The 14,112-nt window shown below is 43.4% G+C and carries 9 protein-coding genes; 8 read left to right on the top strand and 1 reads right to left on the bottom strand.

Translation table 11 applies throughout. The annotated features are described in order from the left end of the window. The first annotated feature begins 64 nt into the window (after positions 1-64). The 7 genes from mnmA (at position 65) to LDO37_RS06570 (ending at position 9,379) form a co-directional block, all read left to right on the top strand. Positions 65-1,177: a tRNA 2-thiouridine(34) synthase MnmA gene (gene mnmA, locus LDO37_RS06600; protein ID WP_126605993.1), complete on the top strand. Its 1,113-nt coding sequence runs from the start codon at positions 65-67 to the stop codon at positions 1,175-1,177. An 18-nt stretch (positions 1,178-1,195) separates the two neighbouring features. After that, the gene (hflD, locus tag LDO37_RS06595; RefSeq protein WP_101112282.1) at positions 1,196-1,813 is read left to right on the top strand and encodes a high frequency lysogenization protein HflD; all 618 of its coding nucleotides are present in this window, start codon (positions 1,196-1,198) and stop codon (positions 1,811-1,813) included. A gap of 34 nt (positions 1,814-1,847) precedes the next feature. Beyond that, entirely contained in the window at positions 1,848-3,218 is a 1,371-nt protein-coding gene (gene purB, locus LDO37_RS06590; protein WP_126605992.1) for an adenylosuccinate lyase, read from the top strand. 414 nt (positions 3,219-3,632) lie between these two features. Beyond that, positions 3,633-5,267, top strand: a complete 1,635-nt coding sequence (locus LDO37_RS06585; RefSeq protein ID WP_126610351.1) for a methyl-accepting chemotaxis protein — start codon at positions 3,633-3,635, stop codon at positions 5,265-5,267. Between the two features lie 136 nt (positions 5,268-5,403). Then, positions 5,404-6,630 carry an alanine racemase gene (gene alr, locus LDO37_RS06580; protein ID WP_126610350.1) on the top strand — a complete coding sequence of 409 codons (1,227 nt, stop codon included), beginning with the start codon at positions 5,404-5,406 and terminating at the stop codon, positions 6,628-6,630. 391 nt (positions 6,631-7,021) lie between these two features. Next, a complete protein-coding gene (locus LDO37_RS06575) occupies positions 7,022-8,050 on the top strand; it encodes a glycosyltransferase family 2 protein (protein WP_221768532.1) in 1,029 nt (342 codons plus the stop codon). Positions 8,051-8,233: 183 nt separating this feature from the next. Beyond that, the gene (locus LDO37_RS06570) at positions 8,234-9,379 is read left to right on the top strand and encodes a cupin domain-containing protein (RefSeq protein ID WP_126607757.1); all 1,146 of its coding nucleotides are present in this window, start codon (positions 8,234-8,236) and stop codon (positions 9,377-9,379) included. 66 nt (positions 9,380-9,445) lie between these two features. Here the strand turns inward: LDO37_RS06570 and LDO37_RS06565 are convergent, their stop codons facing one another. Further along, positions 9,446-11,566, bottom strand: a complete 2,121-nt coding sequence (locus LDO37_RS06565; protein WP_126607756.1) for a methyl-accepting chemotaxis protein — start codon at positions 11,564-11,566, stop codon at positions 9,446-9,448. A 574-nt stretch (positions 11,567-12,140) separates the two neighbouring features. On the opposite strand from LDO37_RS06565, the gene LDO37_RS06560 reads away from it, so the two are divergent. After that, entirely contained in the window at positions 12,141-14,084 is a 1,944-nt protein-coding gene (locus tag LDO37_RS06560; protein ID WP_126606074.1) for a bifunctional 5-dehydro-2-deoxygluconokinase/5-dehydro-2-deoxyphosphogluconate aldolase, read from the top strand. The last annotated feature ends 28 nt before the right edge of the window (positions 14,085-14,112 follow it).

Raw genomic sequence — 14,112 nt, 5'->3', positions numbered from 1 at the left:
GATCTGTATCCAGCAAATTCTTTCTGTTAGAATCTGCCCCCAAGTAATTTATGTGGTAAAAACAATGTCAGATAACAGCCAAAAGAAAGTGATCGTCGGTATGTCCGGCGGTGTTGACTCCTCTGTTTCCGCCTACCTTCTGAAGCAACAAGGCTACCAAGTTGAAGGCCTGTTTATGAAGAACTGGGAAGAAGACGATAATGAGGAATACTGCACCGCAGCGGAAGACTTGGCAGACGCACAAGCTGTTTGTGACAAATTGGGTATCCACCTACACACCATCAACTTTGCTGCGGAGTACTGGGATAACGTTTTCGAGTACTTCTTAGCAGAATACAAAGCCGGACGCACTCCTAATCCAGATATCCTCTGCAACAAAGAAATCAAGTTCAAAGCATTTCTAGAATTTGCCGATGAAGTTCTGGAGGCAGACTACATTGCCATGGGTCACTATGTTCGTCGTACCTTCCCTACAGTGGAAGGCGAAAAGCCAAAAATGTTGCGTGGGCTGGATGGCAATAAAGACCAAAGCTACTTCCTTTATACACTAAGCTCAGAACAAGTTGCTCGTAGCCTGTTTCCTGTAGGCGAACTAGAGAAGCCTGAAGTACGACGTATTGCAGAAGAGCAAGACTTGATCACAGCCAAGAAAAAAGACTCCACCGGTATTTGTTTTATAGGCGAACGTAAGTTCACCGACTTCCTCTCTCGATACTTGCCTGCACAGCCTGGAAAGATTGAAACACCTGAAGGGCGCGTTATTGGGGAGCACCAAGGCTTGATGTACCATACTTTAGGTCAGCGTAAAGGCTTGCATATCGGTGGGCAAAAAGGCGGTGGCGGAAACGAAGACCCTTGGTATGTTGCAGAGAAAGATCTAAAACGTAATGTACTCATTGCGGTTCAAGGCGCTGATCACCCACTTCTTAAATCCACTGGTTTAATGGCATCACAGCTTCATTGGGTCGATCGCGAAGTGATCAAGCAACCAATGTCCTGTACCGTGAAAACGCGCTATCGCCAACAAGATATTCCTTGTACTATCATCCCGGTTAATGACGAAACCATAAAAGTCATTTTTGATGAACCGCAAGTTGCTGTAACACCTGGACAATCTGCTGTCTTTTATTTAGACGAAGTCTGTTTGGGCGGCGGCATCATAGAAAAACGTATTTGATAATTAAGGAGCACTTACGTGGCTAATACACTTTATGACCGTACCATCGCTTTTGCTGGCATGTGCCAAGCAGTAGCGCTGATGCAAGATATCGCGAAAGAAGGTCACTGTGATAAAGACGCGTTTGAAACCTCTATTAAAGCCATTTTGAACACCACCCCTAACAACACTATTGAAGTATTCGGGGATGAATCAAACCTAAAGATCGGGTTGGAATGCCTAGAAAAAGGCATCGACAGCACGCCTGCTGGCAGCGAAGTGACTCGCTACCTGATCTCTTTGATGGCACTGGAGCGTAAGCTAAGTGCCCGCCGTGACGCCCTATCTCAATTGGGCGATCGCATTCAAATGGCTCAACGCCAAACCGAACATTTTGATCTGTTCGATGACAACATGATCAGCAATCTCGCCAGCATTTACTTGGATGTAGTCAGCCCGATTGGTCCTCGTATTCAAGTTACTGGCACCCCTTCAGTATTACAGCAAACCGCCAACCAACACAAAGTCCGTGCTCTGTTGCTTTCAGGCATCCGATGCGCCGTACTTTGGCGTCAAACAGGCGGCAAGCGTCGCCATCTAATTTTTGGCCGCAAGAGCATGCTCGAGCAAGCCCAAATTTTACTGGCACGAATCTAACTTAACAAATCACTCAGATATTCAGGAGAATAACATGGAACTGTCAGCATTGACTGCTGTTTCACCGGTAGACGGCCGCTACGGAAGTAAAACGATTGCGTTACGCAGTATCTTTAGTGAGTATGGCCTCCTAAAGTATCGTTCAATCGTTGAAATCCGTTGGTTACAGAAGCTTGCAGCTACAGATGCTATTGCAGAAGTCCCTGCATTCAGCGCTGAAGCAAATAAATTCTTGGACGAGCTAGCAGAAAACTTCAGCGAAGAAGACGCTGCTCGCATCAAGGAAATTGAGCGCACGACTAACCACGACGTTAAAGCTGTTGAATACTTCCTGAAAGAAAAAGTTGCAGGTGTACCAGAACTTCACGCAGTAAATGAATTCATTCATTTCGCTTGTACTTCAGAAGACATTAACAACACTTCTCATGCTCTAATGCTTAAAGAAGCGCGTGAAACTGTTATCCTTCCTGAAATTAAAAACATCATTGATGCGATTAAAGCCCTTGCTGAAGAGTACCGCGACATTCCTCTTCTTTCTCGTACGCACGGTCAGCCAGCATCCCCATCAACGATGGGTAAAGAAATGGCGAACGTTGCTTACCGCATGGAGCGTCAATACAAGCAAATCGCCAATGTTGAAATCTTGGCTAAAATCAACGGCGCAGTAGGTAACTATAATGCGCACCTTTCTGCTTACCCAGAACTGGACTGGCACAAGTTTAGTGAAGAGTTCATCACTGAATCTCTAGATGTGACGTGGAACCCATACACAACACAGATCGAGCCGCACGATTACATTGCAGAATTGTTTGATGCGATCGCTCGTTTCAATACCATTCTGATCGATTTCGATCGCGATGTATGGGGCTACATTGCATTGAGTCACTTCAAGCAGAAGACTATTGCTGGTGAGATTGGATCTTCAACGATGCCACACAAAGTTAACCCAATCGACTTCGAAAACTCTGAAGGTAACTTGGGTCTAGCAAATGCAGTATTCAATCACCTAGCTCAGAAACTGCCTATCTCGCGTTGGCAGCGTGATCTAACGGATTCGACTGTACTTCGTAACTTGGGTGTTGGCGTGGGTTACGCAATCATTGCGTATACGTCGACTCTAAAAGGCATTAGCAAATTAGAAGTAAACCGTGAGGCATTACTAGCAGAACTTGACCAAAACTGGGAAGTATTGGCAGAGCCAGTACAAACGGTAATGCGCCGCTACGGCATTGAAAAGCCTTATGAGAAGTTAAAGGAACTCACACGTGGTAAGCGTATCGATGGTGAAGCAATGCGTAACTTTATCGATGGCTTAGAGCTTCCTGAAAGCGAAAAAGCACGTTTGAAAGAAATGACACCAGCTAACTACATTGGTCAAGCAATTGAGTTAACAGACAAACTATAACTTAGATAATACTAAGAATATTAAAACCAGCGGGGTTATCTCCGCTGGTTTTTTTCTGCCCTCAGAACTCCTCCTAGCTTTTATTTTCATCCAATAATCGATGTAAAAACCGCATTAACCCCGCCTAACTCGTGATTTAAATTCTCACAATTGAGCCATAAACATAATTAATTCAATTGCGTTTCATTAAAAGCTCAAACTTTGATCATGCAGCTCTTTTTTCATACACGAATAGTTGCGCATTTCATTAACCATTTGTTTTATAAGAATTCTCATTTCCGATAATGTAACTAAATATATAAATGTAGTACAAATCATTATTTATTGTGATATAAATCACACCAAATCAAGGATGGTTATAGAAATACAAAAAATACACAACACAAATCTGAGCCATAAAATAAAGAGGAATTTATGTTTCTTAAAAATCTCGCAATCAGCAAAAAACTTGCTTTGTCATTTTCCTTGATTGCAGTTATTAACATTATTTTTGCTGTCTTTTTCCTGAACGGTTTAAAACACATTCAAAACGAGCTGCTCAACTACGCTGACGACACACTACCAGCGGTCATGACCGTTGAGTCACTCCAACAAGATTTCTTAGAGTTACGCCTTTCTCAGTACAAATTGCTAAAGGTTCATAATAACCACGCTGAACTTCTGAGCGACATTCAAAGCAATGAGCTACTAAAAAAAGAGCTATCAAAAAACCTAGCAGCTTACGGCAAAACAGTCTGGCCAGGTGAAGAGCAGAACACGTTTGACCAACTAATGAGTGATTGGAATCAATACATCCTGCAAAGCAACCAATTCCACGAGTTACTGGTTGATGATAACAATCTGCAAGCTCAAAAATTGGTTCTCAATAACCAAGCGACAGCAGAGTCAATGTCCCGCTCTTTCACTACATTGAAACGTATTCTGAACGATGCAATGTTGAGTAACAGAGCTACGATTCTTTCTGAGATCGATGGCTTGGAGATGAAGAACCTAACAAGCAACGCTCTGGCACTTATTGTCATGCTTATCGTTACCGTTGTTCTTACTAAGGTGATATGTGGTCCACTTACCGCTGTCGCGACCTTGGCTAACGACATCGCAGACGGTGATCTTTCGCAAAAACTGGATCACAACGCTATCGGAAAAGACGAACTAGGCCAGCTAGCGACTTCCGTCGAATCCATGCAAAACAACCTTAAATCTCTTATTGAACAAGTTGCCTCTGCGGTTTCTCAAGTTAACCACTCTGCTGGTGAAGTGAACATGATTTCAAGTCAATCAGCGGAAGGTATGCAACACCAACAAAAAGAAACCAGCCAAGTATCGTCTGCAATGACAGAGATGGAATCTGTCATTCATGATATTTCGAAAAACACAGAAACCTCCGCTCAAGAAACACAAGATGCGATGAACCTGACTAAAAATGGCAACGATCAAGTGAAACTGATGATCGATGCCATGATGGAAGTCGCGGACTCTATTCGTCTTTCAAGTGAAACAGTCGCTGAATTAGAAAAGCGCTCACAACAAATCCATATTTTTGTCGACGTGATTCAAGATATCGCAGAACAAACGAATCTTCTTGCACTTAATGCAGCAATCGAAGCAGCACGCGCTGGCGAGAGTGGCCGTGGCTTTGCTGTTGTTGCTTCAGAGGTACGCTCACTTGCTGGACGTACACAAGATTCAACTGGTGAAATCAGCACTATCATCGAAGAATTTAAAGCCAGCACTCAGAAAGTGAAAAACGTATCTGATGGTAGCCAAGAAAGCACGTCGAGGTGTTTAGGGCTGGGCGATCAAGTTCAAGATATTATGGGTGACATCCAAAATGCTGTGACTCAAATTTCTGATATGGGTGTTCAAATAGCCAGTGCTTGTAGCCAGCAATCCGCGGTAGTTGGTGACCTTTCGGTTCGTGTTGAAAACATGCAAAGCTCGTCCGAACAAGTCGCACAAGGCTCTCTTCAAACCGCACAGTCTTGCTCTGAGTTAGAGCAACTGTCTCAATCGCTGCAGCAGTCAATGGCAAAATTCCGACTGGTGTAACTCTTTCATTACTTGGGTCCATTGACCCAACGTAACCCGATTCCGTCTGGGCGTTCAATTCGCCCAGCATATAAATTTAATGCCCTCTCCTATGTTCACTCGTTTACTCGGGAGGGGGATGCTTTGGAGAAAAAACATGAAAACTAAATTAACTCTTTTAGCGCTGTCTTTTGCTGCCGCGACCACTATTTCAACGCCTGCACTAAGTGCGCCACTGCTTTCGGGTATTGAAAGCGAATACAGCAATGAATACAAAACCAGCAATGCATGGCTTGAAGTAAACCTGTCTCAGTTCAACGATAACATTAATCAATTCCGAACTTTTGTTAATAAAGGTACGAGTATTTGTGCAGTTATGAAGGCGGACGCTTATGGAAATGGCATTCAAGGACTTATGCCGACTATCCTTGCCCAAGACATTCCATGCGTTGCTATTGCAAGTAATGAAGAAGCACGTATCGTGCGTGAATCTGGCTTTGATGGACAGTTAATTCGTGTGCGTGCGGCGAGCCGCAAAGAAATTGCTAACGCGATTCAATACGATGTTGAAGAGCTAGTGGGTTCGTTATCTAAAGCTCGCCAGATCGAGCGAATTGCAGAACGCTTTGATACTGAAATTAATGTTCACCTTGCGCTGAATTCTGGCGGAATGGGTCGTAACGGCTTAGATATGTCGACACAACGTGGACAACGAGACGCGTTGAAAATGGCGGACTTCGACAATGTTGAGATCGTGGGAATCATGACTCACTTCCCTAACTATGAAGTCGACTACATTAAAGAGAAAGCCGCAGAATTTGAGCAAAGTGCACTTTGGATCATTGAGAACTCAGACCTTGATCGCGAAGATGTGACTCTTCACGCTGCCAACTCATTTACATCACTCAACGTACCAGAAGCTCAGTTTGATATGGTGCGCCCAGGCGGTGTTTTGTATGGCGATCTTCCTGGACATGCTGAGTACCCTTCTATCGTTTCTTACAAAACAAAAGTGGCATCTTTGCATAGACTTCCTGCGGGCAGCACAGTTGGGTATGACAGTTCATTCGTCACAGAACGTGAGACCATTCTAGCCAACCTACCACTTGGTTATTCAGATGGTTATAACCGCAGCCTTGGTAACAAAGCAGAAGTTATCATAAACGGTCAACGTGTTCCTGTTGTAGGCAAGATTTCGATGAATACAACAATGGTTGATGTAACCGATGTTCACGGCATTCGCCAGAATTCAGAAGCGGTACTGTTTGGTACGCAAGGTGACAACAGCATAACCATTGGTGAGATAGAAACGCACACCGACATGATATTTCCTGAAATCTACACAATTTGGGGTAACTCGAACCCTCGTCGCTACGTTTGGTAACAGTGGGCTTACCCACCAATTGAGCTAATTACTATAAATATTGAGCTGCCTTATGGGCAGCTTTTTCGCTATATAGCCATGATTTATTTATAAAAAACCACGATAAAAGTAAGAAAATAACATTAGTAATTAAATAAATAATTTATAAGAAATCATTACTTCTGATATGAAGCTAATTATCAACTCAGTGAATATAATTAAATAGAATATTATTAATACAATGATCTTAATTTATAATAAGTAGAGAAAGATTCAGCTAGTGAACATTTAAATGAGACATTGTTCAACTTAACAATTTTACTTACATAATTTAGATGTACTTAGGCTTCTCCTAACCCCATCATACTAAGCCTGAGTTTAAAATCTAATTATTAACTTATTCGGTTTGTTGATGAGAGATAGCATTAAAATATCCTTGGTAGTTCCAGTTTTTAATGAAGAAGAGGCTATTCCTCTCTTTTATAAAACGGTAAAAGAAAATAGCGAACTTAGCCGCTATGACATTGAAATTTTGTTTATTAATGATGGAAGTACGGATCTTACCGAAAGCATTATTGAAGCATTATCAGTTAGCGATAAAAATGTCATCTCTTTGAGCTTTACTCGAAACTTCGGTAAAGAACCCGCACTAATGGCTGGATTGGAGCACGCTTCCGGTGACGCCGTTATTCCTATCGATGTAGATCTCCAAGACCCTATCGATGTGATCCCTGAAATGGTCGACAAATGGCAAGCAGGGGCAGACGTCGTGCTCGCCAAACGAGTCGATAGAACAAGTGACAGTGTATTAAAAAGAAACACCGCTGAAATGTTCTATAAAATACATAACCGAATAAGTGACTTGAAAATTCAAGAGAACGTCGGAGACTTCCGTTTACTTTCTCGCGACACCGTCGAGCATATCAAACAACTCCCTGAACGAAACCTATTCATGAAAGGTATTCTTTCATGGGTTGGTGGAAAAGTTGAAATAGTTGAATACACACGAAATGAGCGCGCGGCTGGTATATCTAAATTTAACGGCTGGAAACTTTGGAACTTTGCCATAGAGGGGATAACCAGTTTCTCGACTCTTCCACTTAGAGTATGGAGTTACATCGGGTTCTTTATTTCTTTTATGTCTCTGTGTTACGGCAGTTGGATTATTTTAGACAAATTCATCAATGAGAACCCTGTCCCTGGTTTCCCTACATTAATTGTCGCTATTGTATTCCTTGGTGGTATCCAGTTGATTGGAATAGGAATTATTGGGGAATATGTGGGTCGGTTATACATTGAAACCAAACAGCGGCCAAGATACCTCTTGAAAAGACGAGAATCGTCTAAAGAACAAAAGCAGAAAAAAGGCACTCTGAAAAGCGTCGACTTTTCCTCTTCAACTCAATCCAATAAAGCTTCTCAAAAGGTCAACAGACCCTAAATCCCGGCGGCGGTAAGATGACTATATCTTACCGCTCTTCATCTTTTCCTATTCAAAACCAAGACAAATATAGAATCCACATACTTGAGGGCTCGTATCCCACCAGCTTGACGGCACTTGGGTGTAGTTAATGTGGTTACTTAGGTATAGAATGTCGGCAAATTTTAAAGATGCGAATCCACCATGTACCAGCTCTCCTTTTCAATAGAAGAATTTCTTACTCATTACTGGCAGAAAAAGCCGACCATTATCAAAGGTGGTTTCTCTAACTTTTCGGACCCTCTTTCTCCGGATGAATTAGCCGGTTTAACCATGGAAGAGGAAATTGATTCGCGCTTTGTCTCCAATTTAGATGACAACTGGGTAGCCGAACACGGTCCTTTTCCTGAAGAAAAATTCGCGGAGCTGGCCGAAACCAACTGGTCATTTATCGTTCAAGCTGCCAATCATTGGCACCCAGAAGCGGCTGAACTTGTTAAAGCATTCGATGCGATGCCCAACTGGTTGTTTGACGACTTAATGATTAGTTACTCCGTTCAAGGTGGTGGTGTTGGTCCTCATATAGACCAATACGATGTATTCATTGTTCAGGGTTTAGGGAAACGTCATTGGCGTGTAGGCGCGCTTGATGAAGGGCAATATAAAGAGACTTGCCGCCACTCTGTGCTTAGGCAAATTGAAGGATTTGAGCCTATCATCGACGACGTGCTCGAACCCGGTGACATTCTTTATATCCCACCCGGTTTTCCACACGATGGCTACGCCCTTCAACCTTCAATGAGTTACTCCGTCGGTTACCGTTCTCCTAAGCAGCAGGAACTTCTCTCCAATTTTGCGGATTACGTATTGGCTCATGATATGGGTGATCACCATCTGCATAACCCTGCTCAAGAAACACAAGAAACAAAAGGGGTCATTCAGGATAAAGACCTCAGTCAGTTAAAAGCCATGTTAAAAAACTCATTGAACGACGAAGCGACACTCGATAAGTTCATTGGCTGCCTAGTGAGCCAATCTCGCCATCAATTAGATATTGTCTCTGCTGAAGAGAAATGGACACCAGAGGAGCTACAAGGCTATCTACAAGAAGGTGGGGCTATTGAGCGTGTTTCCGGTCTTCGAGCGTATTACCATGAAAACAATCCGCTCACCGCTTATGTAAACGGTGATGTTGTTACTGTAGAAGAATCTCAACAAGAGCTCATACATACTCTGTGTGATCAAAGCGTCATCATTTGGGACGATATTGACAACTCCGGTGATGCAGGTACAGCACTCGACATCCTTAGTGATTTCGTCAATCGTGGATATTGGTTTACTCACGAGTAAAGTCACGACATGTCAAATAGCAAAAGGGAGCGTGAAGCTCCCTTTAGTATTTTATGGGTAACAAACCTACACTTTAAACTGGTTGACCAAGTCTTTTTGTCGTGAGGATATTGCGGAAATTTCTTTACTGATTCTTTCTGATGATTCCGCCTGTTCCAAAATCTGTGCACTTAACTCACGGATATTAGACACGTTAAGATTCACCTCTCCAGACACCGACTGTTGCTCTTCCGCCGCTTTTACAATCTGAGAGTTCATGTCCACGATAGCCACAATGGATTCATCGATTGTATTAAGCTCTTTTACCGCTTTATCAACCTGATCATGTGTGTGCGCAGCCAGTTCATTTCCTTCTTGAATTGCGCTCACGACATTTTTGGTCCCAACTTGTACTTTTTCAATCACTTCTCGGATTTCGCCTACTGAATCTTGTGTTCGGCTTGCCAAGTTTCGTACTTCATCGGCGACCACCGCAAAGCCTCGCCCTTGCTCTCCTGCGCGCGCAGCTTCTATCGCCGCGTTTAGCGCTAACAAGTTAGTCTGCTCAGAAATGCCTTCAATCACCGAAAGGATTTCGGTAATGGCCGCATTATTCTTCGCTAAGTCTTCAACCACTGGCACTGCGCTGGTCATTTTATCAACCAACTTCGTCATTTCATCCGAAGAGTCGCCAATCACCTCTTTACCTTGAGAGACAGACATATTGGCTTCGTTTGCCGCTTGAACCGCAATTTCGGCATTTTGAACGACCAAGCCCGCCGTTTGCGTCATTTCTTCGGATGCTGTGGCAACTAAGTCAACTTCTTTAAACTGCGCATCGCTGCTTTGGCGAGTCACCGATGCCGCTTGCCCCGATTGTTCTGACGTCGAAGAAATATCGTGCGTCGTCGCAACCACCTCTTTGATGATCACTTGTAACTTATCTAAGAATTTGTTGAAGCCCGCCGCTAATTGACCAATTTCGTCTTGGGTTTGTACATCCAGTCTCTGAGTTAAATCCCCTTCCCCAGATGCAATATCGTCCAATCTAGTAACCACTTCCTTAATAGGCTTCACTAAGCGAGTAGCAAGACCGGCGATCAACACCAAGCCAAATAGAACCAGCACAACACCGACCATCAATTCGTTTGAAATGGAGCCATTAACCAATTCCGTTATAACCGAATCAAGTCGAGTCGCGTCGGCCAATACGCTCTCGCGGGGCACTTCTAACATGACACCCCACGTTTGGTTTGCCACAGAGACAGGTGAAAACACCGTGAGCCATTGTTTATCCGCACTCCATTGGGTTTGGACTTCGCTCGAAAATAGGAAACCCTCCAGCATAGAAGCGCTGACCCTATCGCTCTGATATTTTTCACCCAGTTTGGCGCTGGAATCGTCTGTTGCGATCAAAGTGCCGTCTAAACTCAAAATTGTAATGTGCCCTTTACCTGCAAATAAGGCTTGATCCGACTGCATCACCGTATCAATCAGAGCATTAAGAGATAACTCAACGCCAAGGAAACCAACCACTTCTTCTTCAGATACAAGTGGGACGGTCAGTGACGTTTGCAACACATCACCATTCTGGCTGTTGATAATGCGCGGTGAGGTAACGCAAGCTTGACCGGAATTTATAGGACATAGAAAGCGCTCTGCCTGAGACGAATCCATTAATGTACTTTCTTCTAGCGGCTCACCAAAAACAAGCGTTTCATCTTCAGGAGAAATCGACCAATAGCTGGCAAATCGCCCCTTTTCGTTGGAGCCTACATAGTCTGCACCATGATAGTTACTGTCTTCCCCATCAAGCGCATCTTCGTTAAAAACAAGGTAAGCCCCACGCACGGTTGGAAAACGTACTACCGTGTTATTCACCATTTCATTGAGCGCGGTTCGCAGTTCTTCACTTGGAGTAAAGTTTTCTAATGCATTGCGCTGCAGAAATAACGCACTCTCACCCAGCATTTCAGCGCGGTAGGTTGCTTCATCAAGATAAGTTTGAACTTCTGCAGCATTCAGTTTGGCCATGCCAGCTAAGATTTGCTGAGATTTATCGATAACGGATTGGGAACTATGGTCAATGACAATCTTCTGGTTACCCGTTGCATTGTAGATTGAAAAACCTATCAAGCTCACCGATGTAAAGAGCAGGCAGAGACCAGCCAGCAGTGTAATTTTCAAATGAACAGATAGCGTTCGCATATTCCCAACCTCCTTTTGCAAACTCGTATTTGTCACAACCAAGAGTTGGTGTTAACAAATATTTTACAGGCACAATCTATCAACAGGATTAGTAAATTACTAGCGACTGAGGACTAAGTTTTTCATGCTAATTCGTCAATCTAATGGCGAATTTTATCCGATACACCAACAGGTATGACGTACGTACCATTGTCAATATTTTGACTCAATTAGATTATTTACTAATTTCTTATTTATCGGACACTTGAGATTCATCTTTAGAAAAAAAATTAGGTTCAGATAGAACGCCAATTTTCCGTTTCTTTTCAGCTCAATTCATTTCTCTCGAGTTCAATTTAGGTCTTAGCCTTGTTAAAAGACCTTTTAACCGTTCAAAAAAACAACAAAACTCTTGCGATTTAAAAATTTCAGATGTAGATTAAATGAAACGTTTATTTCATAATTTGTATTTGCGATATGCCACTTTCATTCATAAATTGATTCAATGTATTACTTCGCTTCATGGCAAAGAAAGACATTAATAGATGTAGGTGAGTACGAAATACAAGTGGGTTCGAAATATCAGGAGCAGGGAATGAAAGAAGTAGATAAAAAGCTCGATGTTATCTGCATGGGCAGAGTGGCTGTCGATTTATATGGCGATCAAATAGGATCTCGCTTAGAGGACATGACCACATTTGCGAAGTATTTAGGCGGTTCTTCCGGAAATGTCGCCTATGGTACTGCCATTCAAGGGCTAAAATCTGGCATGTTGGCACGAGTGGGTGACGAGCATATGGGTCGATTTGTTAGAGAGGAATTGATTCGTGCTGGGGTGGATGTTTCGCATTTAATCACCGACAAAGACAGACTCACAGCGCTTGTTTTACTCGGCATAAAAGACGAAGACACCTTTCCACTTATCTTTTACCGTGATAACTGTGCTGACATGGCGATTACGCCAGATGATGTCTCCGAGAGTTACATTGCATCGTCGCGTTGTTTAGCCATTACTGGTACGCACCTTTCAAACCCCAACTCACGTGAAGCCGTGCTTACTGCATTATCTTATGCTCGAAAACACGGTGTAAAAACCGCATTGGATATCGACTATCGTCCTGTTCTATGGGGGCTCACCTCTTTAGGTGATGGTGAAACTCGATTCATCGAATCAGATAGCGTGACCCAGTCACTTCAGGATGTATTACACTACTTTGATTTGATTGTTGGGACTGAAGAAGAATTTCACATCGCAGGGGGATCCACTGATACCGTAGAGGCATTAAAAAGGATTCGAAACTACTCTAAAGCAGAGTTGGTCTGCAAGCGTGGTCCTATGGGTTGCAGTGTCTTTACCACAGACATTCCAGATACCTTAGATGAAGGTATTACCGTTAAAGGGGTAAGAGTGGATGTCCTCAACGTGCTTGGCGCTGGTGACGCTTTTATGTCGGGGCTGTTGCGTGGTTATCTAAACGGAGAATCTTGGGAGCAAAGCTGCAATTACGCTAACGCATGTGGCGCTCTGGTAGTATCTCGACACGGTTGTGCTCCGGCTATGCCAACAAAAGCCGAGCTCGACTATTACATTACGCACGCCGAAAATATTCCTCGCCCAGATGTGAGTCGCGAGCTAAATCACCTCCACCGCGTCACTAAGCGAGCAAGAGAATGGCAAGATATCTGCGTCCTCGCGTTTGACCATAGGGCTCAGTTCGCAGATATGGCGCGAGAAGCTAACCGTGAACTTGATACTATCCCTTACATTAAGTCGTTGATTTGGCAGGCTTACCGTCAAGCTACCGAAGAAGCAGGGCTACAAGGTAAATCGGGTATTCTCTGTGACAGCACTTTTGGTCAGCATGTTTTGAATCAAGCAACAGGGATCAAAGAGAATAATGACTCGATGGTTTGGATTGGCCGCCCTATAGAGCTGCCTTCCTCCCGCCCTCTCATGCTTGAGCATGGCAATATTGGTAGCCAGCTTGTGAACTGGCCACAAGAGCATATTGTTAAATGTTTAGTTTTCTATCATCCAAACGACGAGCAGTCTCTCAAACTTCAACAACAGCGAGATCTACAAGAGATCTACCAAGCTTGCTGTCAAAGTGGGCATGAATTGCTGTTGGAAATCATTTTACCTAAAGACTCAGCACCATGCTCTCCCGAGGAAGAAAGTCAGCTATATACTTCAGCGCTTTCACAGCTTTATGACTTAGGAATAAAGCCCGACTGGTGGAAGTTGCCATCGATAGATCAACAAGGCTGGAAAGACATCGATGAACTTATTGAGCAGCAAGATCCCTATTGCCGTGGCATTGTTTTACTTGGGCTAGATGCACCATTGGATCAACTTGAAAAGGGATTCCGAGATGCTGCTCAAAGTAAAAATGTACAAGGATTTGCTGTAGGTCGTTCCATCTTTGGAGAGCCCACGAAACAGTGGCTAAAGTGTGAAATAGACGATGAAACGTTTATTTCAAAAGTAAAAAGTAACTACCACCAGCTTATATCAGTTTGGCAGCAGCGAAATTCCTAACTTATGCGCTAACTTATCAGGAGAAAAA

Source organism: Vibrio penaeicida (genome assembly GCF_019977755.1).
Lineage (GTDB): Bacteria > Pseudomonadota > Gammaproteobacteria > Enterobacterales > Vibrionaceae > Vibrio > Vibrio penaeicida.
Note: the sequence above shows the minus strand (reverse complement) of the source record. Positions and strands in the feature narration are given on the sequence as shown.

Bases quoted from the DNA above. Each gene is read 5' to 3' on its own strand.
- mnmA (WP_126605993.1), top strand. From the start codon at position 65: ATGTCAGATAACAGCCAAAAGAAAGTGATCGTCGGTATGTCCGGCGGT.
- purB (WP_126605992.1), top strand. From the start codon at position 1,848: ATGGAACTGTCAGCATTGACTGCTGTTTCACCGGTAGACGGCCGCTAC.
- LDO37_RS06585 (WP_126610351.1), top strand. From the start codon at position 3,633: ATGTTTCTTAAAAATCTCGCAATCAGCAAAAAACTTGCTTTGTCATTT.
- alr (WP_126610350.1), top strand. From the start codon at position 5,404: ATGAAAACTAAATTAACTCTTTTAGCGCTGTCTTTTGCTGCCGCGACC.
- LDO37_RS06575 (WP_221768532.1), top strand. From the start codon at position 7,022: ATGAGAGATAGCATTAAAATATCCTTGGTAGTTCCAGTTTTTAATGAA.
- LDO37_RS06570 (WP_126607757.1), top strand. From the start codon at position 8,234: ATGTACCAGCTCTCCTTTTCAATAGAAGAATTTCTTACTCATTACTGG.
- LDO37_RS06565 (WP_126607756.1), bottom strand. From the start codon at position 11,566: ATGCGAACGCTATCTGTTCATTTGAAAATTACACTGCTGGCTGGTCTC.
- LDO37_RS06560 (WP_126606074.1), top strand. From the start codon at position 12,141: ATGAAAGAAGTAGATAAAAAGCTCGATGTTATCTGCATGGGCAGAGTG.